The organism is Chitiniphilus purpureus (genome assembly GCF_025642115.1).
In the GTDB taxonomy this organism is placed as follows: Bacteria; Pseudomonadota; Gammaproteobacteria; order Burkholderiales; family Chitinibacteraceae; genus Chitiniphilus; species Chitiniphilus purpureus.
The window spans coordinates 1,930,757-1,954,848 of sequence record NZ_CP106753.1 but is presented as its reverse complement, the minus strand read 5'-3'; the positions used below and the strand labels follow the sequence as shown (position 1 = coordinate 1,954,848).

The following is a 24,092-nucleotide window of genomic DNA, read 5'->3' as shown; positions in this document are numbered from 1 at the left end:
TTCCGCATGGATGAAGAGCTGAAGAAACAAGCACTGGCCTACCACCGGCTGCCGCGGCCGGGCAAGATCCAGGTCACCCCCACCAAGGGCCTCTCCAGCCAGCGCGACCTCGCCCTCGCCTACTCCCCAGGCGTCGCCGCCGCCTGCCTCGCCATCGTCGAAGACCCCAACGAAGCACGCAACCTCACCGCTCGCGGCAACCTCGTCGCCGTCGTCTCCAACGGCACCGCCGTCCTCGGCCTTGGCGACATCGGCCCCCTCGCCGGCAAACCCGTCATGGAAGGCAAAGGCGTCCTCTTCAAGAAATTCGCCGGCATCGACGTCTTCGACATCGAAATCGAACAGAAGGACCCGGACCTCCTGGTCGAGATCATCGCCAGCCTCGAACCCACCTTCGGCGGCATCAACCTGGAGGACATCAAGGCCCCAGAGTGCTTCTACGTCGAGCAGAAGCTGCGCGAGCGCATGAAGATCCCCGTGTTCCACGACGACCAGCATGGCACCGCCATCATCGTCGGCGCCGCCGTCAAGAACGGCCTGCGTCTCGTGGGCAAGGACATCGGCGCGGTCAAGCTCGTCGCCAGCGGTGCCGGTGCCGCCGCCATCGCCTGTCTGAACCTGCTGGTGGACCTGGGTCTGCCGCGCGCCAACATCTGGGTGACCGATCTGGCCGGTGTGGTCCATCAGGGCCGCACCGAGCTGATGGACCCGCTCAAGGCCACCTTTGCCCAACCCACCGAGGCACGCACGCTGGCCGAGGTGATCGATGGCGCGGATATCTTCCTGGGCCTGTCCGCCGGCGGCGTGTTGCAACCGCAGCTGGTGGCGCAGATGGCCAGGCGCCCGTTGATCCTGGCGCTGGCCAACCCGGAACCGGAGATCCTGCCCGAGGCGGCACTCGCGATACGGCCGGATGCCATCATCGCCACCGGGCGCTCCGACTACCCCAACCAGGTCAACAACGTCCTGTGCTTCCCCTTCATGTTCCGCGGCGCGCTCGATGTCGGCGCCACCACCATCACCGAATCCATGAAGCAGGCCGCCGTCGACGCCATCGCCGACCTCGCCCTGGCCGAACAATCCGATGTCGTCGCCGATGCCTACGTCGGCCAGAACCTCAAGTTCGGCCCCGACTACCTCATCCCCAAACCCTTCGACCCCCGCCTCATCATCAAGATCGCCCCCGCCGTCGCCCAGGCCGCCATCGACGCCGGCGTCGCCACCCGACCCATCACCGACTTCGCCGCCTACACCGAGGAACTCACCCAGTTCGTCTACAAATCCAACCTCTTCATGCGCCCCGTCTTCGTCGCCGCACGCAAGGCACAGAAACGCGTCGTGTTCTGCGAAGGCGAAGACCCCCGCGTGCTCCATGCCGTCCAGGAAGTCGTCGACATGAAGCTCGCCTACCCCATCCTCATCGGCCGGCCCCGCGTCATCGAGCTGCGCATCGAGCAGCTCGGCCTGCGCATCCGCGCCGGTGTCGAATTCGAGATCTGCAACCAGGAGGACGATCCACGCTACCGCGACTACTGGACCCTCTATCACCAGATCATGGCCCGCCGCGGCGTCTCCGAGGAACTCGCCCGCGCCGAGGTGCGCGGCAAGACCACCCTGATCGGCGCGCTCATGGTGCGCCGTGGCGAAGCCGATGCGCTGATCTGTGGCATGCATGGCCAATACCACCGACACCACTGGTATCTGCACAACGTGCTCGGACGCACCGCCGGCGCATGCACCACCGCCGCCATGAACGCCCTGCTGCTGCCCGGCGGCAACGTCTTCATCGCCGACACCTACGTCAACCCCGACCCCAGCGCCGAACAGCTGGCCGAGATCACCCTGATGGCCGCCGACACCGTGCGCAAGTTCGGCATCCAGCCCAAGGTGGCGCTGCTGTCCCACTCCAGCTTCGGCACGCTGGACAGCCCCTCGGCCCGCAAGATGCAGGCCACCCTCGCCCTGGTGCGCGCCCGCGCCCCGGAGCTGGAGATCGACGGCGAGATGCACGGCGACGCCGCGCTCTCCAGCCAGATCCGTCAGCAGGTGTTCCCCAACTCCACCCTCAAGGGCGAGGCCAACATCCTGGTGATGCCCAACATCGAGGCCGCCAACATCTCGTTCAACCTGCTCAAGATCTCGGCCGGCGATGGCGTCACCATCGGCCCCATCCTGCTGGGCATCGCCGCCCCCGCCCATATCCTCACCCCTACCGCATCGGTGCGCCGCATCGTCAACATGGCAGCGTTGGCCGCGGCGAATTGAGTGCCGTATGACGTCGGCCAGTGTGTGCGCAAAGCCGCCACCTCAGTGGCGGAGTGACAGGGGCGCAGATCAGACGCCGGTAGCGCCAGCCGGGCCTGAAAGTGCGGCCAACAAAACGATTCGGCCGCCCACAGGGGCGGCCGAAAGGGATTGGTGGAGCTAAGCGGGATCGAACCGCTGACCTCTTGCATGCCATGCAAGCGCTCTCCCAGCTGAGCTATAGCCCCAAAGAGGCATCCTATGGGCTGGAAAGCCGGTGTGCGCCGTGCGCCCCACCCGCTCCGTAGGAAGGTCGCGATTATAAGCGCAGCCAATGCCATTTGCCAACGCCTTTGCGCTGCGTCATGCAGCCCGGCGCGGGTCATCAATGGCGGGCCGCAGACGGCTGGGCAATCAGCGGTCGCGCGTCCTTGCCGCCAAACAAGACGGGGCGGCACACCGCGCCTGCATGCGCCGTATGCCACCCCACCGTGCCCTGCGCCGGGGTCCACCGCGCAGGCTTTGCTGCACCCGCGGCGGGGCGGCTAGTCCTTGACCCCGGCCAGCTTGAACAGCACCTTGGGCGGCAGCCGGTATTGCCGCTTGACGATCTGGTTCATCAGGTCGAAGACGAAAGCCGGTTTGCGGTCCAGCGTGGCCAGGGTTTCGTTCAGTGCAGCCAGCACCTGGTCGATCTCGGCCTCGGTCACTGTCAGGGCTGGGTAGAAGCGCAGCACCGGATGTTGTGCCGATTCGTTCATCGAGTGCCCGACATGGATGCCGCGCTTGCCAAGCCCGATGGTGATCGCCGTTTCGACGGCAGGGTTGCGCACGCGCAGCCCCGTCATCAGCCCGATGCCGGGCGCGTCCAGGATCAAGGCCGGGTGCTTGCGTGCCGCGTCGCGCAAGCCGCCCAACAGCCGTGCACCGAGTTTCTCGGCCTGGGCGGGCAGGTTGTGCTCCCGGATGAATTCGATCGCGGCCAGCGCCGCAGCGCAGGCATAGGGGGAGCCACCCGAATCGGTAGCCAGGTAGCGTGCCGGCAGGCCGGGAATGGCCTCAAGCTTCCTGACCAGCGATTCGCGCATCACTGCGACCGCGATCGAGCTATGGCCGCCGGTGATGCCCTTGGAGAGCAGCATGATGTCCGGCTGGATGCCCGGATCGTATTCGATCGCGAACATCCTGCCGCAGCGACCGAATGCGGTCTGGATCTCGTCGGCGACGAACAGCGTATCGGTCTTCTGGCACAGCTCGGCCACACCGCGCACATAGCCCGGCGGCGGCGTCTGCAGGTAGGCGCCGCCCAGCACCGGCTCCAGGAACACCGCGGCGGCGCCGGCGCCGACTTCACGCTGCATCGCCTCCAGATCGCCCCAGGGGACAAAGCTCACATCGGGGCTGAGCGGCAGGAACGGCGCCCGGTGGTTCTGCTGGCCCAGCAGGTTGAGCGCGCCCAGTGTCTTGCCGTGGTAGGAGTTGCGGATGACGATGATCTTCTTGCGCGGTGCCTGGATGGCCAATACCGCCCGCATCGTCAATTCCGAGATCTCCGCGCCCGAATTGGCGAAGTACACCCGCTTCAGGTCGCCCGGCAGCATGTCCGTCAGCACCTTGAAGAATTCGGCGCCGGTGGCATTGGCGGTGCCATAGGGGGATGCAGCCAGCTTCTCGATCTGCCTGATCACCCGTTCCTGCACATGGGGATTGCAATGCCCGACGATGAACACGCCATAGCTGCAGGCGAAATCAAGGAAACGCCGCCCGTCTTCGTCGAAGACCCAGGAGCCGGCGGAATGGCTTTCCACGGTACGATGCGCCACCCGGTACATGGTGGCGGCAGTGGGGTTCCAATGGCGGCCCGCCATTGCGATCAGTTGCTGACAATTCACTGCACGGCCTCCTTGACATGTTGCGCGAACGGCTGGGTGACGGTGGCGTCCCGGATGGCCTGCTTCAGGCTTTCGAGACCGCGCCGCTGTTCATCGGGCGAGATCATCAACGGCGGCTGCAGCAGGATGCGCGCGTCGATCGGCGCCTGCAGCAACAGCCCTGCATCCAGCGCCGCCTTGTGCACCTGGCGCGCGATGGCACCGCTTTCGAAATCGATGGCGACGAGCGATCCCAGATGCTGCACGGCCCGCACCCCGGACGCAGCGCGCAGGTAGCTGACCGCGCGGGAGCCGAACTGGGCGTTGCCATCCAGCATGCGTTCCTTTTCGATGGCGCTCAGCGTGGCCAGGGCAGCGGCGCAGGCTGCCGGATTGGCGCCGGTGGTACTGCCATGCAAGGTGGGATTGCGACGGCCGTAGACCTTGCTGTTGACTGGTTCGCGCGTCACATAGGCGCCCACCGCGATATGGCCGCCACCCAGCGCGCCACCCACCACCAGCACGTCCGGCACGATCCCGGTGTGCTCGATGGCAAAGCGCGTGCCAGTGCGGCCCAGGCCGGTGCGCAATTCGCTGACGATCAGCAGCGCGCCGGTCTCATCGCAGCGCTGCCGCACTGCCTTCCAGAACGCGGCGGACGCCATGATCCTGCCCGAATCCAGGTTGAGCGGTTCCAGCAGCACCGCGGCGGTGTTGCTGCCGATCGCGGCGATGAAGGCGCTTTCGTCCCCGAATGGCAACGCCACCGGCAGGAACGGCAGGCTGCCAAGGTATTGCGCGCCGATGCCGGCAAAGTAGATGCCATGGCTGAGCGTGCCGTAGTTGCCGCCCTCGGCGACCACCACCTGATGCCGCGTCGGCCAATGGCCCTTGGCCAGCTTGAGCGCCGAATCCAGCGCCTCTTCGCCCGAGTTGCAGATATAGGAGACGTCCAGATCACCGGGCGACCAGTCGGCCAGCTCGATCACCAGCCGGGTCAGTGCCCGGTTGACCAGGATGCGGTTCGATAGCGGGCCGCGTTTCACCTGCTCGATGACGCTTTGCTTCACCAATGGATGGGCATAACCGAAACCGCCGGATGCCATGTCGATCACCTGCCTGCCATCGGCCAGGAACAGGGTGGCGCTTTCAGCCGTCTCGACGACCAGATCGCACAGGTTTTCGGTTTGATAGGGCGCGGCGTGACTACGATATGCCGACAGAACTTCGCTGTTTTGCATCGTTTCTCCTTATTTTCCAAGTATCGCGGGCAATCTTCGACTCGCCGTGCCAGAGGGCGCCCACCCCACCCGCGGCGGCATGATCAAGGGCGTGGCGCCGGCGGGCCGGCCCGTCAGGCGGGAAGGCGGGAAGGCGGGCCTTGATGGTGCCTGCGGCGCCTACGCCGCCTGCCGGCCCAGTTCCCGGATCTGGACCAGCCATTTCTCGCGTACCGGAGGATCGCTTTTGTACATGGGACCGAAAGTGGAGACGCGCACCGGCTTCACTCCGCAAAAGCCGAGGACGGCGCGCCGCATGATGGTGATGCCGCCGTTGGAAAACAGCAGCCGGTAGATCCACTTCGGGGTATCCATGGTGACCACCAGCCGCGCTGTCCTGCCTTCGAGCAGCCCTTCGAGCCGGTTGGTCGCCATGTCGAAACGGAAGGCGAAACCGGCGGTGAGCACGGTATCCAGCCACCCTTTCAAGGCGGCGGGCACCGTTCCCCACCAGTTGGGATAGATGAACACGATATGCTCGGCCCACAGCAGGTCGGCCTGGGCGCTGATGTCCTGCGCCACTGCGCCGCGCCCGCCCGGTTTCTGGAAATCGGCGATATGGACCAGCCTGACGGCGTGCCCCGCCTCCTGCGCGCCGGCCAGATACTGCAGCGCCAGCGAGCGGCAGAAGCTGTCGGGCTTGGGGTTGCCGTTGAGGATCAATACGTTCTTGCCCATGACGTCCGCCTCAGTTCTGCCGCACCGGGCGGGAAGACATGAACAGCGCGCACAGCAGCGCCAGCACGGTCATCGCGAACAGCACTTCGAAACTGCGGTCGAAGGACAGGCTCCAGGCGTTGGCCACATGCCCACCTTCCAGTTCGCGCAACGACATGATCTGCAGCGAGGCCATGGTATTGATGCCCAGTGCCGCCCCGATGTTCCGGCACAGTTGGATGGCCGCGGTGTAGCCGCCGATCCGTTCCAACGGTGCCTGGTTCTGGACCGCGACCAGGGCAGTGGTGGCGATGAAGCCGATGCCAAGGCCGATCAGCCCTTGCGACAGCGCGAACATCGCATTTGCGGCAGCCGGTGTCAGCGTCATCAGCAGGCCGGTGCCCCCCAGCAGCAGGAGCGCACCGATCACACCGGGCAGGCGAAAGCCGATCTTGCCGGTCAGCCCGCCGCACAGCGCCGAGCCCACCACCCAACCCAGCGCCGCGGCCATCACCAGCAGCCCGCCTTCCACCGAATCGGTATGGCCGCTGCCGTTCAGGTAGAGCGGCAACAGCGTCACCGAGGCGTAGAGCGTGATGCTGGCAAGCACCGTGGCCAGCGCCGGCGCGAGGTATCTGCGCTCGGACAGGAACGCCACCGGCACAAGGCTGCGCTCCTTGTTGGCGTAGACCCGCCAGGCCTGGATCAGCAGGCTGGCGGCCAACACCGCGCTCCAACCGTTGCGGCTGGCTTCGGACAGGCGCAGCGACCCGGCCATGATCAACAGCAGGGCGCTCGTGAGGAAGGCGGCAAAGGCCAGCAGCGTCAGCGGGTCGATGCGCTTGGGGCTGGTCGGCGCCTGCGCGGCACGGGGGTAGGCTGCGGCGATGAGGGCGGCGATGACCAGGCACAGCGGCACATTGAGCAGGAACACCGTGCGCCAGCCCCAGAGCTGATGGATCAGTGCGCCCGCGAGCGGGCCGGCAATGGCCGCCAGGCCCCAGACCAGGCTGAGGATGCCCTGCATCTTGCCGCGCTCCTGGGCGCTGTAGAGGCGGCCGATGATCACATAGGTGGTCACGGTGATCGCGCCGGCACCGGCGCCCTGCAGCACGCGGGCCCACAGCAGCATCTGCATCGAGGGCGCGTACCAGATCGCCAGCGAGCCGAGCAGGAACAGCAACAGCGCGCCGAGGATGGCCGTCTTCTCGCCCACGATGTCCGCCATCCAGCCTGCCAGCGGGGTTGCAAGGACACTGGCCAGGATGAAGCCGGACATCAGCCAGGGGTAGAGTGCCTCGTCGCCGAGCTGCCCCTTGATGAAGGGCAGCAGCGTGCCCATGGCGGTGCTGTCCATCGCGGCAAGGAAAAGCGCGAGCATCGCAAGCAGGGTCAGCAGCGGACGGGCGCTGACGGCAACCGGTGCAGCCACCGTCGCTCCGGCGGAACTAGTCATGTTCGGCTCCTCAGGCGTGCACGCAGCGGGAACTGGAAAAATCTTCGATCAGCTGGCGTTGCTCGTCGCACATCGCGTCGTCCACCTTGCAGATGTCCTGCTTGCCGAACACGAGCTCGCGGAATGCCAGCGTGAGCTTGAGCTGGGTGGCATGCCCGGGGTTGCCGTCGGTGTAGTCCACCTCGAAGTGCTGCTTGGCGTGTGCTTCGAAGCGCATGGCCAGCTCGGTGTTCAACGCCTCGGTGCTGTCCAGGATCTGGCGCATGCGGCGCTTTTCCTGCGGGCTCAGCGACGGGATCACATGGTCGAAGACGAAATGGTCAAGCTGGATATGCCGCGCTTCGTCCAGCCCGTGCAGATACAGCAACCGGGTGAAGAAGAACTGCATCTCCGGGTCCATCGCCCGTGCGCGGCGCTCGAAGACCGTGATGACCGATTCGCCGATATAGGCCGAGCAACACAGCGCCGCGAGCTTCACATACGGGGAATCGGGTCCCTGATACGGCGCGACGCGCATGTCGAACAGGTTTTCCGGGTACTTGAAATCCCGGCCCGACAGCAACCGCACGTAGCGGTAGAACAGGTTGGCGTGCTGCAGCTCCTCGGCGGCGAAGCAGCTGAGCGCATGGTGCAGTTCAAAGCCGTCGGCCAGCGGACCGTCGTCGGCCTGCAGTTCGGACAGCACGTAGGTCAATACGGCCGAGACGTGGCGCTCGATCTCGGCCAGCTGCGCCAGCTCCTTGGTGATATAGGCGATCGCCTTGTAGTCATGGCCGGTCTCGCCAAAGCTCATTCGGGAGATGAAGTCCAGCTCCTCCTGCGGGAACGACTGGGGCCATTCGAGTTCCGCGGGGTGAAAGGTGCGCTCGTGCGCGCGCGCGTTGATCTGATGCAGTTGCTCGCGATTCATTTTCTATACCTTCAGTGTTTGGTTAGAGATTCCGTACTTCACGTTCGTAATCCTGGAAGCCGTCTTCGATGCCCAGGAAGATGTCCTTGAATTCGACGAGGCCATCCTTGAACAGCGGACTGTCACGCAGTGCTTCGATCAGGTAGTAGTAGCGTTTGAGGTCCGTCGTTTCGAGGATCATGAAGTCGCTGAAACGGGCGCTGAATGCCTCGGCATCGAAGAAGCGCACCTGCACGTCGCTGGCGTATTCCGCGAAGATCGGCCGCACGTGGCGTTTTTCGTATTCGGCGCGCGCTTCCCAGCTCTTCTGCAGCCACTCGGGGCTGAAGGAGTAGGTCACGACGATCGTGTATTTCATGGCGATCAGCTCACGTAGCTCAGCGCGTTGTAGATGGAGCGGTCAGGGTCGACGATGGCACGACGGCCGTGCATGACCCGGGTGTTGTCGATCAGCGCCACGTCGCCGTCCTGCCAATCCAGGTTGTCGGTCACGCTTTCCGAGACGGATGCGATTTCCTCAAGCAGTTCGGCGGTCAGCGGCGATTCGTCGGCGAAGGTGATGACCGGCTTTTCGTAGTGGTACGACGGCCCGAGGATGCTGTTGGCGAAGGCGGGCCGTTCGCTGAACAGCGTGGGGTGGACGGCCGCGGTCCTGAAGGCATAGTGGATCGAGCCGTCGCCGTTGTCGGTGATCCGGGTCTGCTCCGGGTCGTTGACCAGCGCGATCAGATCGTCGAGGCGGATGTCTTCCAGCGGCTTGGCCTGCTGCAGCATATGGAAGACGAAGCGCTTCCACTTGGCCTCTTCCACGTTGCGGTTGTAGACGATGTCCTGTTCCAGAAAGGCCTTCTGGCTTTGCGGGCTGAGTCTGTCCCAGACCCGGTAGCCGTCACATACCGTGGTCTGCGAGCCGAGCTTGGGGGCCTTCTCGCAATAGAACCAGCACAAATGCGGCATGAACGGGCTGTTGCCGTTTTCGCAATGCAATCCCAGCGCGTCGTATCCGGCATCCACCTTCTGCGCCACGTCGCGCCCACCGCCAAAGCTGCGCGCCGGATCGAGCGTCACGCGCACGCTCAATGCCTGGACGAATTGCGAAAAGCGCTCGATATCGACCTGGAAATCGCGGAACAGGATGTAGCCCGATTCGGCGAGCTGCTTGAATACGCTTTCCTTCTTGAGCGCCCCGAACGGGGTGGTGCGATCGCCGCGGATGATGATGCCCGTACCGCTGCCATACGTATCGATGCTCATACCGTGAGACATGGATCCTCCTGATGCTTGAATGTGTGGATGTATTCCCAGATCAATTCCCGCCGGGGACGGCCGGTGACGGTGAAGTAGGTCGCGTAGAACGCCGGCGTGCTCGGCACCACATAGATCCGGTTGACCCGCTCGACCTCCGAGAGCCGCAGCAGGCCGAATTCGTGGATGGCCTTGCGCGCCCACTGCGCATCGGTGCCCGGGGCAAGGACGAACAAGGCGCTCAGTTCGTCCAGCCCGTCGCCGTACAGCACCGCCTGCTCGACGCAATCAAGCGACTTGTAGGCCGACTCGACCCATTCGGGGGAGACGTTGCGTCCGTTGGCGGTGATGATGAGGTTCTTCTTGCGGCCGAAGATCCGCAGGAACCCGTCGCGGTCGATCTGCGCCAGATCCCCGGTATGCAGCCAGCCGTCCGCGTCGACCTCGCAGCTGGACGGGTCGGCGTTGGCATAGCCGGCGAACAGCGAGGCACTCTTGATCAGAAGCTCGCCATCGTCGGAGAGCCGCACGCTCACATGGTCAAGCGGCTTGCCCACCGTGCCGGGCTTGAAGCAGTCCGGGGCGTTCCAGGACACCACCGAGCTGTTTTCGCTCAGCCCGTACCCTTCGTAGACCGGAATGCCGAACTGGCGCAGCTCCTCCAGGATGACGGGTGCGACCGGTGCCCCGCCGCAGGCGAGGAAGGCCGCGTCCGAGGTGCCGAACAGCCGGGCGTTGCGGGCGGCCGGGTCCTCGTCGGGCTGCTGACGGCAGGCGACCAGCAGTGCCTCGACCATCGACGGCGGCAAGGTCATCGCGCTGGGTGCCGCGCGTGGCAGGTATTCCAATACGGTGCGGGTGCTGCCGCCCGCCTCGCCGAGCAACGGCACCTGCCGCGGCAGGAACACCACGGTGCCACCATCGAGCAAGGTCATGTAGACCGCGGTAACCTGCTCGATCAGCAGGCTCAAGGGGACGATGGACAGATAACGCGCATAGCGGCCGGTCGGCACGCGTCGGCGCAGCGAGGCGAGCAGCTGATCCAGCCCGGCGCCACGGATCATCACCCCCTTGGGGCGGCTGGTGGTGCCGGAGGTATGGATGATCTTGCAGACCGCCTCGCCTGCGGGCAGCGTAGGCCGGCGCAATCCGGCCACCGGTGCCGGCAGCGCGTCAAGGTCGATCATGCGGATGGCGGGGCACGGCCGGGCGGCCTGCGCGAACCATTCCTGCAGACGCTCGGCGCCGCGCTCATCCACCAGGCAAAGATCGACGCTTTCGAGAAGATGCAGCGCCTGATCGCTCGAAAACGCAAGCGGCACCGGCACTTCGACCGCACCGGCCGCAAGCAGCGCCAGATCGGCCACCACCCATTCCGGACCATTGCGGGTCACCAGACCGACCTTCAGCGGGTGCGTCCCGGTACGCTCGCACTGCCCGAGCTGTCCGATCCAGTATGCGACGGCGCCGAGCAGCTCGGCACGCGTGTAGCGGCGGGCAGTACCGTCCGCCTGCATCGTCTCCAGCGCCGGATGATCCGGCAGGGCTTCGCAATGCGCGAAGATCGTGTCAAGCCACTGCATATTCAGCCACCTCTTCCGGCCATGGATTCAGATTCACGACGATGTTGTCGAAGCGATAGCGGCCGGTCTGGTGGGCAAGGCCGGCCATCGAGCTGGCCAGGCTGATGAAGCCGGTCTGCGGCGCCTGGTCGTAGTAGCTGCCCCAGCGCTGGCGCATCGACTCCTCCAGTGCGCTGTCGTGGGCGGGGCACAGCGGAATGAAGCGGATGCCTTCACGCTCCAGCAGCGCGCGCAATTGCTTGGTCGCGGTGCATAGGATGAATTCCTTGCCCATGCACCAGCCCAGCAACGGCATCACCCGCACCAGCTCCGAACCGGCCTGGCCCTTGATCGAGGCGAGCGAACCCACTTCGATGATGGCGTTGCGGCTGACTTCCTTGTTCTGGTGGCGGCCGATCATCACTTCCACCGGCTCGCCCAGGTACTGCTCCGAGAACAGCGTGGTCAGCTCGCTGAACGTGATGCCGGCACAGGCCACCGGATTGGCTTCGCCATCCGCATCCTGTTCCAGGCAGGCGATGAAGCAATCGGGGCTCGGGTCCACCTCCGCCTGGAAACTGGAACGGTACTTGTAGCGCACCAGCCGGACTGCGAGCTCCCAGTCCTGCGTATTGGGCAAAACGACTTTGATCTGCATGAGTTCTCCTGGGTAGCTAGCGTGGCGGGCGATGCCATGCGCCTGTTCGGGCATGGGCTCGTTCGCGGCCGACGTCGATGGGGTACGCCATCGACACCGGCCAACATGCGCGGGCGGTCAATCGCTCCTGTAAAACCTGATTACCGGACGCCGCCTGTCTCCTTGTCCGCGGGCTGCGCCTGCGCGGTGGTCTGCGTGCGCAAGGCCCAGGTCTGCCCGGGCTGAAGCACAAGGAAGCGGTCCTGGGGGACGCCGTACCGGGCCAGTGCCTGCGCCAGTAGCTGCGGCGGCTCCTCCACGGGTTCGGACGTCAGGATGAAGGTCCCCCAGTGGATGCCGATCGAGTAGCGTGCACCGAGGTCCTGATGGATACGCACCGCGTCATCCGGGTCGGCGTGCTTCTCCTGCATGAACCAGCGCGGGCCGTAGCCACCGATGGGAATCAACGCGAGATCGAAAGGGCCCAGACGGCGACCGATCTCCTGGAAGAGGGGCTGGGCATAGCCGGTGTCGCCGCCAAACCAGACCTTGCGACCACCCGCTTCGACCACCCAGCTGCCCCAGAGCGTGGCGTTGGTATCGCCAAAACCGCGGCGCGACCAATGCTGGGTCGGTGTCAACGTGAACTGCACGCCGCCCAGCGCGGCCTGCTGCCACCAGTCCAGCTCGACCACGCGCGTCACCCCGAGATCGTTGAACCAGGCCTTCAGGCCGAGCGGGACCAGCCACTGCACCGAGTCGCCCAGTTGCTCGACTGTCTCGCGCTCCAGATGGTCATAGTGGTTGTGCGAGATCACGACGTAGTGGATCGGCGGCAGCTGCGCCAGGCTCAACCCCGGCTTGCTGTAGCGCTTGGGGCCGGCGACAGGGAGCGGCGAGGCACGCTCACCGAACACCGGGTCGGCCAGGATGTTCCTGCCGCCGATCTGGATCAGCGCCGAGGCATGCCCGATCCAGGTGAGCTGCAGATCGTGCTGCGGCTGGCTGATCAATTCGTGGTCCGGTTCGATGGCGGCAAACGGGAAAGCCGAAGGCAGCTCGGGGAAGCGCTCGTCGAAGTAACGCATCTTCAGATAGGGCCACAGCCCTTTGTGCTGCTGCGCCGAGCCGTAGAGGTTCTGAAAGCCGCCGGCGGTGTGGTGGCGTGGCACGTCCTCGCTGACCGCGGCGCTCTGGGTGCAGGCATTCAACACCAGCCCAAGGCAAGCCGCGGTAGCCCCGCGCCGGGCGCCGCCCTTCGCATCCGCCTCTGTCCGGCACATCGCTGGCAAATCCTTGTTCCGCCGCAGTTTTTTGATCAGCATGTCTGTCGCAATCGCTACGTTTTTACCAAAGGTCAATATTTGACCATTCGTCAATTCAAGAGAAAAAAAGGGGCGTGCTCATTGCCAGCCGCATCCCAAGGCTGCGGTGAACATGGCTCACACCCGGGGCAGCAGCCTGCTTCCCAGCAACGCCTGCTCATCGAAATAATCGCTCAACCTGAGCCAGGTGGCCTCGTAATCCCAGGCATGGGACAACGGATGCCAGAGCAGGCCATCAAGTACAAAATCGACGTTCCGCCGCAACACCGCGTTCGAATCCAGCCGTTCGATCGACGTGGCGCGCTTGGCCGACTGCAGCAAGGCGGTCGTGCCAAAACCCACCGCCCAGTTGGCAAACGCCACCGTGGCCGCGTCGCACGCCAGCGGCGAGGCGATGTGCCCGGACTCGAGTGCCTGCTGCACCAGGCGATCGAGCACCGCGGTGACCTTGCCTTCGAAGAAGCGTCGCTCCTCCATGCGCTTGGCCGAGGTCTTTTCGATCACATGAGGCGCAAGGCCACTCAACACACACATGAACAGCGTAGGGTGGATACGCGCATACAGGTTGTAGGCGTAATGCAGGCCGATCACCTTCTCCCGGCTGTTGCCGGGGAATTCCACCGCCTTCAGATACATCGCCAGCTGGATCTGCAGACCCCGGATACACAACGCGGTCAGCAGATCCTCCTTGCTGGAGAAATGGTTGTAGATGGTGCCTTTCGAGAACTCCGTGCGCGCGGCCAGCTTGTCCAGGGTCAGGTTGGAAAAACCCGACTCCTCAAGCAGTTCCTGCGCCTGGTCGAGCAGCATATCGTCACGCTGGGCCAGCTCCCGCTGTTTTCGTTGCGCTGTAGTCATGTCTTCCTTTGAGCAGGGCGTCCTTGTCCGGACACGGCCTGCGCCCTTCCCTTTCCGGTTGAAAGCCTTACCGGCGGGCCGCGCAACCCTGCTCAGTGGAGCAAACGTGCATCGACCTGCCGAACCCTGATGATTCCTGACGGCCCGAAGATGAAAGCACGTTCCATAGCCCACTGTCATTGGTTTTACCCCACGTTACCAGCGCTTTGTGATCCGATCGGCCACCGAAGGCAGCCAGCGATAGATGAAACGCAGCAGCTTTGCCTTGCCCACGTAGATTTCCTCACGCCCCTGTTCGACGCCTTGCAGCATCGCCGCGGCCGCGTCCTCGGGGCTGATCTTGCCGGTGCCACGCCCCTTGGTCATGTTGGTGTCCACCAGCGGGGGCTGGATCTCCACCACCCGGATATGCGGGTGCTTGTCCTCCAACTGATAGCGCAGTGCCTTGGTGTATGCGCGCAGCGCCGCCTTGGTGGCGCAATAGATCGGCGACGACTTCTTGGGCGACAGCGCCAGCGGCGTGGTGGTATTGACGATCACCGCCGAGGACTGCCGCGCCAGCGTCGGGAGCAGCAGTTTGGTCAGCAGCACCGGCGCCAGGAAGTTGACCCCGGTTTCCTGCTGGGCGATGCGTTGGACCTCGTCGGCCGGCACCGCCGTGAGATCGAATTCCCGCTGGACCCCGGCGTTGTTGAAGATCGCCGACAGATCCGGGTGCTCCGCGGCGATCCGGTGCGCCATCTCGGTCACCTGTTCGGGCGAGCTCAGGTCGCAAGCCAGCGCATGCACGCCCTTGATCTGTTCCATCTGCCGCAGCGCTTCCTGCTGGCGACCGCAGGTGACCACCTGGCAGCCCTGGGCGAGCAACTGCTCGGTCAAGGCCTTGCCGATCCCGGCAGTGCCACCGGTGACCAGGATCTTGCGTCCGGCGAGTTTCATGAACAGGCTCCTAAAAGTTGGGGGGTTCCGCTGAACGCCGTGGTGGGTTCAGCCGCATATTGGGCGGCGATGCGTTCCGCAACCAGCCTGCCGGACAGCACCGCAGCGCTGCCGTGGTCTCCCGGTGGGTAGTAAGCCGCTCCGGCGCGATAGACATCCGCAGCCGGATCGTAGTTGGCCGGTTTGTCGAAACCGGCCGGTGTCACCACCGGCAGCACGCGGCTGGACAGGCCATGCTTGGCGACAAATTGCCGGGGCGACAGATAATGCTGCTCGCGCACCGCCTGGGTGATGCCGGGCAGCATGGCCTCCAGCTGCCGGAAAATATAGTGCTCCATGCCCTTGCGCGCAGCCGGATCGGACAGGTCGTCGTCCTTGGGCGGATAGAAGAAGAGATTCATGGTGTAGCACCCGCCGCTGGGGGCAAGATCGCTCTTGAACACATGGAAGCCGAATTCGCGCGGCTGCTCTCCCCGCTCCAACGCCCCGAACCACTGCGACACGTTCGGCGGATAGTGGACGCAGGTATGGACACCGGCCGGGTAGGCAAAACGCTCGTCGACCGCCAGCAGATACATGCCCAGCGGCAGCCCCTGCGGAAACCCAGTGGGATATGCCGCCTGCTCGGGAATCGCCAGGACCAGGAAACGGCAGGTCAGATCGCCACGGCTGGTCGCCACCTTCTTGCCGCCATCGGGCGTCGATTCGTGTCCGAGATAGCGGGTCTGCAGCATCAGTTCGCCATGGGCGGTGATCGCGGACACCATCTCATCGACCATGGCCTGCGGCCCGCCGTCCGGGGTGGTCGGCTGCAGGTAGCCATAGCCGAACCGGGCTTCGTCGTCCAACGCATCCAGCCGCAGGCGCTCGGGCGAAACCCCCATCAGGTAGGCCGGCAACTTCAACAGATCTGCGATGACCGGATTGCGGATCCTGTCGTCGACCAGCGCCCCCAGCGTGGCATGGTGCCGATAGCCGTCCTGCCGTGCCGCCTTGCAGCCGCGCACGTAGCGCAAGACATCCGGCAGGAAGCGCAACAACTGGGTGATGCTGCGCAGATCCGGCGGCAGGCTGAAGCGGCGCCCGCTGGCATGGATGTGGGTGGCATGCCGGGTGAACTTGACCGGCAGGCCCAACTCACCCAGCCAGCGCGGCATGGCGCTGCCGAAATCGTTGCAGGCGATCACGTATTCCCGCCCCTGGTGCTGGTGGGTACCGCACAACCCGCCGGCCCGCTGCGACTGCTCGATCAAAGCCACGCGCAGACCGCTGCGCTGCAGGTGCAGCGCCGTGCTGAGCCCGCCCAATCCGGCGCCGACCACGATCGCGTCGAAATGGCTGGCCGCACCGGGCCGAAAAGCGTCAACCGACTGCATGATGCCTCTCCGTTAGACTGCTTCTTGGACCGCGGTCAGGTCGGCGAACTCTTTGACGATCCGCCGCGCACTTCTGATTGCCAGCGCATGCAGGGTCAGCGTCGGGTTGACCGAGCTACCGGTGACGAACAGCGCCGCACCGCCGACGTAGACGTTGTCCAGCCCGTGCACCTTGCCCCAGCGGTCCGTGACCGAGGTGCGCGGATCGTTGCCCATGCGCATCGTGCCGGCGGGGTGCGCGTCGAACGGCGTGTCGGTCGACGCGACATTGCTGGCCCCTGCGGCCTGCAGGATGCTGCGGGTGGTCGCGACCGCATCGGTGAACACGGCATGGTCGTTCGGGTGCAATTGATAGTGGATGTTTGCGCTGGGCCGCCCCCACGCATCGCGCCGGTTGGGGTCGACCGTGATGCGGTTGTCGCTGACCGGCAGCCCTTCGCAGAAGGTCACGGTGAACAACAGGCGGTTGTAGTTGTTCATCGCGCTCTTCAAGGCGCTGCCCCACAGGCCGCGGAACGGGTCCACCGCCATCACGCCAGCACCGGCCCCGTTGAGCGATTCGATCGCATAGCCGCCGATGTAGTTTGCGCCGGCCCTGGGGCGGGCAAAATCGAGCGTCAGCACGTTGCCCATGTTGAAGCCGATGGCGGTGTCCACGCACTCGCCCATCTCCCCGGTGCAGATCGTGCCCAGATGGGAGAAGAAATTGCGGCCGACATTGTCGTAGTAGTTGCCCAGCCCTTTGGGCGAGAACGGGTTGGCCGAATTGAGGAACAACCGGGGCAACTCGAGCGGATTGTTGGCAGCGATTACCACCCTGGCGCGGACATTGACCGTGGCGCGGGTGTTGCTGTCGATGTAGCGCACCCCGCTGGCGCGCCGTGAATTGCCCTGCAGGATCTGCGTGACCACCGCCCCGGTGACCAGCTTGAGCCGGCGGGTGGCCAGCGCCTGTTCGATCAGCGCCTTGTCGCACTGATACTTGGCATCGACACGGCAGCCGGAACGGCAGAAACCGCAGTGCAGGCAGGCGGATTGCTGACGATAGGCGCGCGACGCGATGGCGACGGGCCCGGGGGCGCTGCGCACGCCCAGCCGGCGCATCCCTTCCTGCAGCAGCGCGCTGCTGCGATAGATCGGATGGGGCGGATTAGGCAGGGCCGGACGGCCCGGCGGGTCCCACGGCATCACTTCGCCGGACACACCCATCTGGCGCTCGGCTTCCGTATAGAACGGCTCAAGCTCCCGCAGGCTGACCGGCCAGTCTTCGACGGTGCTGCCCGCCGGCTGCCCGAACTCGGAGCGCATGCGGAAATCATGGTCCAGCATGCGCAGCGCCACCGCCGTCCAGACCAGGGTGCCGCCGCCGACCCCGTAGCCGAGATTGGGCGCCCCACTGAAGCCATCGCCGGTCACCTGATAGTCGCTGGAGCTCCAGACCCGCTTCCACATGTCCATTTCGTTTTCGACGAAATCGCTGCGGTGGTCCTGGTAGCGCGGCCCCATTTCCAGCATCAGGACCTTGAGACCCGCGCGGGTCAATTCATTCGCAAAGACCGCCCCTGCGGCGCCGGCGCCGACGATGACGGCGTCCCAGATCCGGGAATCGGGACGCGCGCCGTCGACGTACTCATCGTTTTGTTGTTCAGCCATTATTCATTCCTTGGGATCGGCCAACGCATCAAGCGAAGGTGCACAGATTGCCGCTGCCCGGACGCCCGTCCGGGAATCCACCGCGGTCGATGCTGGGCCCGGGCATGCCCAACGGTTCATACCCTGCCGGCTGCGCGTAGAAATGCAGCACTGCAAGACTGCGCACCGCCCCCCAGAACGGCGCCAGCGGTTCGCTGGCGGCGATCGCGGCCGTCATCGCCTGCGCGGCATCGTCCGGCAGTTGCGCGTAGGGCTGCCCGTACTGCTGCTGCGCCGTCGCGTCGATTACTGCGATCGCCTGCTGCAGGCCGGCAATGGTGTCCGGCCCCTTGAGCGACAGCGTGTACACCACCGCTTCCGCGGTCCCGGTCTGCGCCGCGCCTGCCGTGGCGTCGGTCGGCAGGATCAGGTGGACCAGCCGGGTGATCACCGCGACCTCGGCCGGGGTGAACGCCGGCGTGACAGCCGGCGTGGTATCCGGACCTGGCGGCTGACAGGGATAGTCGAGCGCGCGCCGGCCCTTGCGGTGCTTGCGGATATCCGCCTTGGCCAGCACCGCCGACAAGGCCGGCATCGCCAGGAACGACGCCAGCATGCCGGTCACGCCCTTCAGCAGATGCCGGCGTGTGAGCATGAGATCGGACAACGATGTTGCTTTCGTCATGTCATGCCCCTCAAACGGCTTCCGATTCCAGGGATTCGGGCTCGGCCTTGACCTGATGGTAGTAGCCGTCCAGGTACAACTGGCGCGCCCGGAGGCGCTGCAGCTTGCCGCTCGGCGTCACCGGGATGGTGCGCGCCGGCACGCCGAGGACCACATCCAGCGTCAGACCGGTATGGCGCAACACCTCGCTCTTGATGGCATCCTGCACCGCCTCCTCCTCGCCCGGGCCCATCGGCAGGCGCTCGTACAGCAGTACCGTGGCACCGCGCTGTCCCTCGTTGCCGGCGGGCAACTGGAAGCAGATCGCACGGCGTTTCAGCACCCCCTCGACGCCACGGGCCGCAGCTTCGATGTCATAGGGGAAGTAGTTCTCGCCGTTGATGATGAACATTTCGTCGGCCCGGCCCAGCACGACGATCAATTCGTCTTCCAGATAGCCGCAATCCTTGGTGTCGTAGAACCCGTCGGGCCCGACCAGCGGCACGATCTCGCCATCGATCAACGCGGATTGCGCGACCGATTCGCCGCGGATGCGGATGCGCCCGGTGCTGACATCGACCTCCATGCCCGGTACGGGACGGCCGCAGGTGACCGACGCACCTTCTTGGTGACGGGAGATCGAGAATCCCTCCCCGGGACGCGCCACGCTCACCGTCAACGTGGCTTCGGCGAGCCCGTAGCATGGCGACACCACGCCTTGGCCCAGCCCGAATTGCTGCATCCGCTCGGTGAACTCCGCCATGGTGCGGATGCTGACCGGCTCGGCCCCCACCCCCATCCAGCGGAACTGCCGCATCGAGAACGTGGGCACCTTGGCGCTCTTGAGCCGCTTGAGAATCCACTCGTAGGCAAAGTTGGGCATGCTGCAGTAGCTGGCCTGGTACTGTTCAGCCATCGCCAGGAACTGCAGCGGCCGGCGCGAGAAGCACTGCGGGGACAGCAATACCAGCGTGGTCTGCGAGATCAGCGAGGACAGGAACATGCCGACCAGCCCCATATCGTGGTAGAGCGGCAGCCAGCTGATCCAGCGATGCTGGTCCGGATCGACCTCGACCCCGGCCCAGAGCGCGGCGGCATTGGCCAGCAGATTGCCGTAGCTGACCAGGATGCCCTTGGGCGCCTTGGTGCTGCCCGAGGTGAACTGGATGAAGGCATGGTCGCGCTCGTTCAACGCCACCCTGGCCGGCGGCGGGCCATCCGGCTCGCGTGCCGCTTCGGCAAGCAGCGCCGGCAGTGCCAGGGTCTTGACGTCGGAGCTGATCTGCTGCGCGATCGCGTCGAGCTCGGCGACCTCGTCAGCATTGCAGCAATAGTATTTGAAGTGCGGCAGCAGCCCGCCGATACGCTCGCGGTAGGTATATTGGCCGGACAGCGCGTAGCTGGGCGGCATAGGCACCGGCGTGGCGCCGAGCCAGATCAGCGCCAGCCACACCGTGGGGAAATCAGGCGTGGTCTCGGCGCACAGCAGCACGCGCTCGCCGGCTGCGATGCCGTGGCGCGCCAGTACGGCAGCGAGCTTGCCGGCATCCGCCACATACTGTGCATAGCTGCGATAGCACATCTTCGACGTTGCATCGTCATAGACGTAGATGCCGTGTCGGGTGCACTGGTCCAGCATCTGCCAGACCAGATTGAAGTCACGGGTGCGCTGTTCGTATCGCAAGGACATGGGGGACCTCAGGCCGGAAAGGGCGCGTTGGCGACACGCGCGATTGCTTGGTAAAGGTCGGAGACGGTGCGGATCCGGGTGGCATCCGCCACCGGAATGGCGACGTCGAAGCGCTCTTCGATCGCCATCATCAGATCGACCATCTTCAGCGAATCAAAACCGAGGTCTTCCACGAGATGCTTGGTCGGCGCGATGGTCTTGCGCGTCCCGCTGATCTCCACCAGCAGTTGATTCACCAGCGTCTGAATACCGTCTTCCATAGTCTTCTCTCCTTGTGGCCTTGTTGCCGATGGGGTCAGCGATCGCCGTAGCCGAAATCGCGGCGATGCTTCTGGAACACTTCAAGCGCCCGGTTCAGGTCGTCCCAGCTGTGCGTCGCGATATAGCTGGTACGGAAACCCGACGCCTCTTCCGGCACGGCGGGCGGGCCGACCGGGTTGACATAGACACCGTGATCCATGAAGCGCTTGTAAGCCGCCAAGGCCAAGGTGTAGTTGCCGAAAATGACCGGCACGATCTGCGAACCGTAGTAAGGCGCGTTGTAACCCATCTCCTGCAACGCGTTGGCCATGTAGCGGGCGCGTTCGAGGATGCCGGCGCGGCGCTCCGGCTCGTTGCGGATCAGCTCAAGCACCGCGCGCACCGTCTCGATCACCGACGGGGGCAGGCTGGCGGAGAAGATATGCCCGCCGGCGTTGTGCTTGATGTAATCGATCACCTCTTCCCGGCCGGCCAGGAAACCGCCCAGCGCGGCGAACGACTTGCTGAAGGTGCCCATGATGACGTCGACCCGTTCCGACACGCCCTGCAGCTCGCAGACACCGCGCCCGGTCTCGCCCAGCACCCCGACCGCATGCGATTCGTCGACGAACACGCGCGCGCCGTAGGTCTCGGCCAGATCGCAGATACGGCGCAGATCGGCAATCGTGCCTTCCATGCTGAACAGCGAATCGGTGACGATCATCCGGCGCCGTCCGCGTGTGCGCTGCAACAGGCGTTCCATGTGATCCAGGTCAGCGTGGCGATGGATCAGGCAATCGGCCCCGGACAGCTTGACCCCGTCGAACAGGCTGCGGTGGTTGCGCGCATCCATGATCGCCACGTCGCCCTGCTGCAACAGTGCTGACAACCCTGCAAGGTTGGTCTGGTAACCGGTGCTGCACAGCGCCACCGCCTCGCAACCCAGGAAGGCGGCAAGCTCGTCTTCCAGCAGGTTGTGGATGTCCAGCGTGCCGTTGAGCAGAGGCGAACCCGAGCAGCCGCTGCCGTAACGCTGAATCGCCCGTAAGGCGGCATTGACCACGGACGGATGGCTGGCCGCGCCAAGATAGGAATTGGTACCCAGCAATACGCGCTTGCGCTGATCGGTAAAGGTGATGCTCGATTCCTGCGCGCAATTGAATTCCGGATAAAGGCCGTAGATGCCGCCGATGCGCATTGAATCGGCGCGGAAATAACGCCCGACCCGGTTGAACAGATCGTCATCCAGATAATCATCCTGCGCCCGCTTGATGCGCGCCTCGATGGCGGGCAGATCAGCCACCTGCATGCCGGTACGCAGCAATGCATCGTGTCCGGCATTGTCGGGCTGGACGATATTGTCCGACAGCATCCGCGCGAATGAGCGGGAATGGCGGGGATTTTCCGAATTCTTGACGAAATAGACCAGCGGAGCGACCGTTGCACCCAATGTCATCTTGGGCGTGTAATTGGTAATGCCCAGCTCAAGCCGTTTCTTTTCCAATTCGATGGCGCGCTGCAGCGACAGCACGGTGGCGGCGCGATACAGATTGGCATCCTTGTAATGGGGGAAGTCGTAGTCGACGCCCCAATCCAGCACGATGTAATCGTCCTCGCCGATCATGTTCAGCATGAACGCGATGACTTCGCCCTCGTACTTGAACAGCAGCACCTCGCAGCGGTCATCCAGGATCTGCGCGCAGCAGCGGAAGAAGGCCTCATCGAGCAGCTCGCGGCTGTAGTCCTTGGCGTTGCGGTTCACGTTGCGCCAAAGCGTTGCAAGGCGATCCGCATGCTGGGCGAAATCGCGGGTGCACTCGACCTCGATGCCGAACTTCTCCTTGAACTTCATGCTGTTGCGGAATTTGAGCCGCGTCTTTGCATTCAAGGCAGTGAGATATTCCTCGATCGATTTCCAGGAGATATCAAGCACGCTATTGGGAAAACCCAGGGCCGGATAGAAACCAGCGGGTCTCAGGACCGCCATGTATTCGTCAAAGCGCTCATAGGGCACATCGCGGATCATCTGGAACTGCGCGCCCTGCTCCTGTGCAATCGCATCCATTTCTTCATGCAGCGACTTGAGGCAGGCAGCGAGATCGGCCGGATCCTTGACGTGCAACCCTTCGCCGATCATCGTGAAATAGCCGCATTCGACCACATCGAAACGCATGAAATCCGGATACCATCTTTTGATGGTCTCGCGTGCCGCAGCCGGCAATTTGCTGTCAAATGTGGCGAAATCCGTGCTGGAAATGAAGATATTCGCGCAACCCAGCCACGTATCCTCCTTCAGGAAATCCAGATAGTGGTGCTTGAGCTGATTGATGCCTGATTGCTCGACCACCTGCAGAAATTCCGGGCGCAACGGAGTCTGTATCTGTCTGCTGCCTTCCCATTGGGCGCGATGGATCTGAGTGATGGCGCGGCAGCGGCGGGCCTCCACTGACGAAACAGCGGTCGACACTGGAAAAGCAAGGCTCATGACACTTCCTCGGTTGGCTTGTGAAGATGCTGAGCGTCTCGGTACGAGACAGCCTGCTAACATCAAGTCAATTTTTGACCAATCGTCAAACGTACGCAAATATGACCGTCAATCATCATCAAGTCAACAAGTACCGAAAGGATTCATTAGTGTGCTTTTTTACGGTGCAAGCTTCACAAAAGTGACTACAGGTAACCGTTTTTTCATGAAATCGTCATGAAAAAGCATATTCATAGGCATTCTGTAAAGGAAAAATCGTGCCGCCGGGCGTCAGATTTCCAACGAACGGTATAAAAATCGTAAGCTTGTATTGACACCAGGAGCGACATCACGCCCGTGACGCGCAGGGCGGGAGATGGTCTTGAAGTGGACTGACGGGGAACTTTTGAGGCAGTTGAAAGCACATGACCCGCGTCAAGCGGGCGGGCCATGCATTTCCGCACACGACAAACATGCCTGGATTGTCGAATTGGTGCGGTGCAAGGTCCTGACGTGGCGATGCCCAAGGGAACAGGGGAGGTGGCGCCTGGCTGGATCAGGCACCAAAAAGAAAAAAGCCGACTTGCGTCGGCTTTTTGAATTGGCGTCCCCACGGGGATTCGAACCCCGGTTATCGCCGTGAAAGGGCGGTGTCCTAGGCCTCTAGACGATGGGGACCTGCTGCGCGCGGTGCTTTGGGCACTTCGCGCATGAAGGGTGGCGCACCCGGAGCGATTCGAACGCCCGACCCTCTGGTTCGTAGCCAGATACTCTATCCAACTGAGCTACGGGTGCGCGGTGAAACTGGTGAAACGGCGCGTCTTGCAGCGCGCTTGGTCAATCTGGCGTCCCCACGGGGATTCGAACCCCGGTTATCGCCGTGAAAGGGCGGTGTCCTAGGCCTCTAGACGATGGGGACATCTAAAACTATTCGGCCGCCGAAGCGGCCGAACTGGACTTTGGTGGAGCTAAGCGGGATCGAACCGCTGACCTCTTGCATGCCATGCAAGCGCTCTCCCAGCTGAGCTATAGCCCCGAAAGA

The 24,092-nt window shown here is 64.2% G+C and carries 19 protein-coding genes and 5 tRNA genes; 1 reads left to right on the top strand and 23 read right to left on the bottom strand.

Annotation, left to right across the window (positions count from 1 at the left end; translation table 11 throughout):
* The first annotated feature begins 6 nt into the window (after positions 1-6).
* Positions 7-2,265: an NADP-dependent malic enzyme gene (locus N8I74_RS09120; RefSeq protein WP_263126579.1), complete on the top strand. Its 2,259-nt coding sequence runs from the start codon at positions 7-9 to the stop codon at positions 2,263-2,265.
* A gap of 151 nt (positions 2,266-2,416) precedes the next feature.
* Here N8I74_RS09120 and N8I74_RS09115 read toward each other — a convergent pair.
* From N8I74_RS09115 to N8I74_RS09005, 23 genes are all read right to left on the bottom strand, one after another.
* Positions 2,417-2,492: transfer RNA gene (locus N8I74_RS09115), tRNA-Ala, on the bottom strand.
* A gap of 297 nt (positions 2,493-2,789) precedes the next feature.
* Positions 2,790-4,136: an aspartate aminotransferase family protein gene (locus N8I74_RS09110; protein WP_263126578.1), complete on the bottom strand. Its 1,347-nt coding sequence runs from the start codon at positions 4,134-4,136 to the stop codon at positions 2,790-2,792.
* Positions 4,133-5,356 (bottom strand): aminotransferase class III-fold pyridoxal phosphate-dependent enzyme, encoded by a 1,224-nt coding sequence (locus N8I74_RS09105; protein ID WP_263126577.1) that lies wholly within the window; start codon positions 5,354-5,356, stop codon positions 4,133-4,135. The genes N8I74_RS09110 and N8I74_RS09105 overlap by 4 nt, the downstream gene beginning before the upstream one ends.
* Before the next feature lie 159 nt (positions 5,357-5,515).
* Positions 5,516-6,073, bottom strand: coding sequence for an NAD(P)H-dependent oxidoreductase (locus N8I74_RS09100; RefSeq protein ID WP_263126576.1), 558 nt, complete (start codon positions 6,071-6,073; stop codon positions 5,516-5,518).
* A gap of 10 nt (positions 6,074-6,083) precedes the next feature.
* Positions 6,084-7,508 (bottom strand): MFS transporter, encoded by a 1,425-nt coding sequence (locus tag N8I74_RS09095; RefSeq protein WP_263126575.1) that lies wholly within the window; start codon positions 7,506-7,508, stop codon positions 6,084-6,086.
* Between the two features lie 10 nt (positions 7,509-7,518).
* The gene (locus tag N8I74_RS09090; RefSeq protein WP_263126574.1) at positions 7,519-8,418 is read right to left on the bottom strand and encodes a diiron oxygenase; all 900 of its coding nucleotides are present in this window, start codon (positions 8,416-8,418) and stop codon (positions 7,519-7,521) included.
* A gap of 22 nt (positions 8,419-8,440) precedes the next feature.
* On the bottom strand, positions 8,441-8,776 hold the full coding sequence (locus N8I74_RS09085) for a darcynin family protein (RefSeq protein ID WP_263126573.1): 336 nt from the start codon (positions 8,774-8,776) through the stop codon (positions 8,441-8,443).
* 5 nt (positions 8,777-8,781) lie between these two features.
* Positions 8,782-9,684 (bottom strand): TauD/TfdA family dioxygenase, encoded by a 903-nt coding sequence (locus N8I74_RS09080; protein ID WP_263126572.1) that lies wholly within the window; start codon positions 9,682-9,684, stop codon positions 8,782-8,784.
* Complete coding sequence (locus N8I74_RS09075; protein WP_263126571.1) at positions 9,669-11,246, bottom strand: AMP-binding protein; 1,578 nt, start codon at positions 11,244-11,246, stop codon at positions 9,669-9,671. The genes N8I74_RS09080 and N8I74_RS09075 overlap by 16 nt, the downstream gene beginning before the upstream one ends.
* A complete protein-coding gene (locus N8I74_RS09070) occupies positions 11,233-11,883 on the bottom strand; it encodes a thermostable hemolysin (RefSeq protein WP_263126570.1) in 651 nt (216 codons plus the stop codon). Before N8I74_RS09070 ends, N8I74_RS09075 begins: the two co-directional genes overlap by 14 nt.
* A 140-nt stretch (positions 11,884-12,023) precedes the next feature.
* A complete protein-coding gene (locus N8I74_RS09065) occupies positions 12,024-13,073 on the bottom strand; it encodes an MBL fold metallo-hydrolase (protein ID WP_263126569.1) in 1,050 nt (349 codons plus the stop codon).
* Between the two features lie 231 nt (positions 13,074-13,304).
* The gene (locus tag N8I74_RS09060) at positions 13,305-14,045 is read right to left on the bottom strand and encodes a TetR/AcrR family transcriptional regulator (RefSeq protein WP_263126568.1); all 741 of its coding nucleotides are present in this window, start codon (positions 14,043-14,045) and stop codon (positions 13,305-13,307) included.
* Between the two features lie 195 nt (positions 14,046-14,240).
* On the bottom strand, positions 14,241-14,984 hold the full coding sequence (locus tag N8I74_RS09055; protein ID WP_263126567.1) for an SDR family oxidoreductase: 744 nt from the start codon (positions 14,982-14,984) through the stop codon (positions 14,241-14,243).
* On the bottom strand, positions 14,981-16,360 hold the full coding sequence (locus tag N8I74_RS09050; RefSeq protein WP_263126566.1) for a phytoene desaturase family protein: 1,380 nt from the start codon (positions 16,358-16,360) through the stop codon (positions 14,981-14,983). Before N8I74_RS09050 ends, N8I74_RS09055 begins: the two co-directional genes overlap by 4 nt.
* A gap of 12 nt (positions 16,361-16,372) precedes the next feature.
* A complete protein-coding gene (locus N8I74_RS09045; RefSeq protein ID WP_263126565.1) occupies positions 16,373-18,013 on the bottom strand; it encodes a GMC family oxidoreductase in 1,641 nt (546 codons plus the stop codon).
* A 28-nt stretch (positions 18,014-18,041) separates the two neighbouring features.
* Positions 18,042-18,677: a gluconate 2-dehydrogenase subunit 3 family protein gene (locus tag N8I74_RS09040; RefSeq protein ID WP_263126564.1), complete on the bottom strand. Its 636-nt coding sequence runs from the start codon at positions 18,675-18,677 to the stop codon at positions 18,042-18,044.
* 10 nt (positions 18,678-18,687) lie between these two features.
* The gene (locus N8I74_RS09035; RefSeq protein WP_263126563.1) at positions 18,688-20,346 is read right to left on the bottom strand and encodes an AMP-binding protein; all 1,659 of its coding nucleotides are present in this window, start codon (positions 20,344-20,346) and stop codon (positions 18,688-18,690) included.
* An 8-nt stretch (positions 20,347-20,354) separates the two neighbouring features.
* The gene (locus N8I74_RS09030; protein ID WP_263126562.1) at positions 20,355-20,606 is read right to left on the bottom strand and encodes an acyl carrier protein; all 252 of its coding nucleotides are present in this window, start codon (positions 20,604-20,606) and stop codon (positions 20,355-20,357) included.
* Between the two features lie 35 nt (positions 20,607-20,641).
* Positions 20,642-23,071, bottom strand: coding sequence for an aminotransferase class I/II-fold pyridoxal phosphate-dependent enzyme (locus tag N8I74_RS09025; protein WP_263126561.1), 2,430 nt, complete (start codon positions 23,069-23,071; stop codon positions 20,642-20,644).
* Between the two features lie 581 nt (positions 23,072-23,652).
* Positions 23,653-23,728: transfer RNA gene (locus N8I74_RS09020), tRNA-Glu, on the bottom strand.
* Between the two features lie 40 nt (positions 23,729-23,768).
* Positions 23,769-23,845: transfer RNA gene (locus N8I74_RS09015), tRNA-Arg, on the bottom strand.
* A gap of 48 nt (positions 23,846-23,893) precedes the next feature.
* Positions 23,894-23,969 (bottom strand) — tRNA-Glu (locus tag N8I74_RS09010).
* Between the two features lie 41 nt (positions 23,970-24,010).
* A tRNA-Ala gene (locus N8I74_RS09005) sits at positions 24,011-24,086 on the bottom strand.
* Between the last annotated feature and the right edge of the window lie 6 nt (positions 24,087-24,092).

Coding starts and splice junctions, on each gene's coding strand:
- N8I74_RS09090 (WP_263126574.1), bottom strand. CDS start 8,418: ATGAATCGCGAGCAACTGCATCAGATCAACGCGCGCGCGCACGAGCGC.
- N8I74_RS09035 (WP_263126563.1), bottom strand. CDS start 20,346: ATGTCCTTGCGATACGAACAGCGCACCCGTGACTTCAATCTGGTCTGG.
- N8I74_RS09025 (WP_263126561.1), bottom strand. CDS start 23,071: ATGAGCCTTGCTTTTCCAGTGTCGACCGCTGTTTCGTCAGTGGAGGCC.
- N8I74_RS09075 (WP_263126571.1), bottom strand. CDS start 11,246: ATGCAGTGGCTTGACACGATCTTCGCGCATTGCGAAGCCCTGCCGGAT.
- N8I74_RS09080 (WP_263126572.1), bottom strand. CDS start 9,684: ATGTCTCACGGTATGAGCATCGATACGTATGGCAGCGGTACGGGCATC.
- N8I74_RS09060 (WP_263126568.1), bottom strand. CDS start 14,045: ATGACTACAGCGCAACGAAAACAGCGGGAGCTGGCCCAGCGTGACGAT.
- N8I74_RS09050 (WP_263126566.1), bottom strand. CDS start 16,360: ATGCAGTCGGTTGACGCTTTTCGGCCCGGTGCGGCCAGCCATTTCGAC.
- N8I74_RS09045 (WP_263126565.1), bottom strand. CDS start 18,013: ATGGCTGAACAACAAAACGATGAGTACGTCGACGGCGCGCGTCCCGAT.
- N8I74_RS09095 (WP_263126575.1), bottom strand. CDS start 7,508: ATGACTAGTTCCGCCGGAGCGACGGTGGCTGCACCGGTTGCCGTCAGC.
- N8I74_RS09100 (WP_263126576.1), bottom strand. CDS start 6,073: ATGGGCAAGAACGTATTGATCCTCAACGGCAACCCCAAGCCCGACAGC.
- N8I74_RS09120 (WP_263126579.1), top strand. CDS start 7: ATGGATGAAGAGCTGAAGAAACAAGCACTGGCCTACCACCGGCTGCCG.
- N8I74_RS09085 (WP_263126573.1), bottom strand. CDS start 8,776: ATGAAATACACGATCGTCGTGACCTACTCCTTCAGCCCCGAGTGGCTG.
- N8I74_RS09040 (WP_263126564.1), bottom strand. CDS start 18,677: ATGACGAAAGCAACATCGTTGTCCGATCTCATGCTCACACGCCGGCAT.
- N8I74_RS09105 (WP_263126577.1), bottom strand. CDS start 5,356: ATGCAAAACAGCGAAGTTCTGTCGGCATATCGTAGTCACGCCGCGCCC.
- N8I74_RS09055 (WP_263126567.1), bottom strand. CDS start 14,984: ATGAAACTCGCCGGACGCAAGATCCTGGTCACCGGTGGCACTGCCGGG.
- N8I74_RS09030 (WP_263126562.1), bottom strand. CDS start 20,606: ATGGAAGACGGTATTCAGACGCTGGTGAATCAACTGCTGGTGGAGATC.
- N8I74_RS09070 (WP_263126570.1), bottom strand. CDS start 11,883: ATGCAGATCAAAGTCGTTTTGCCCAATACGCAGGACTGGGAGCTCGCA.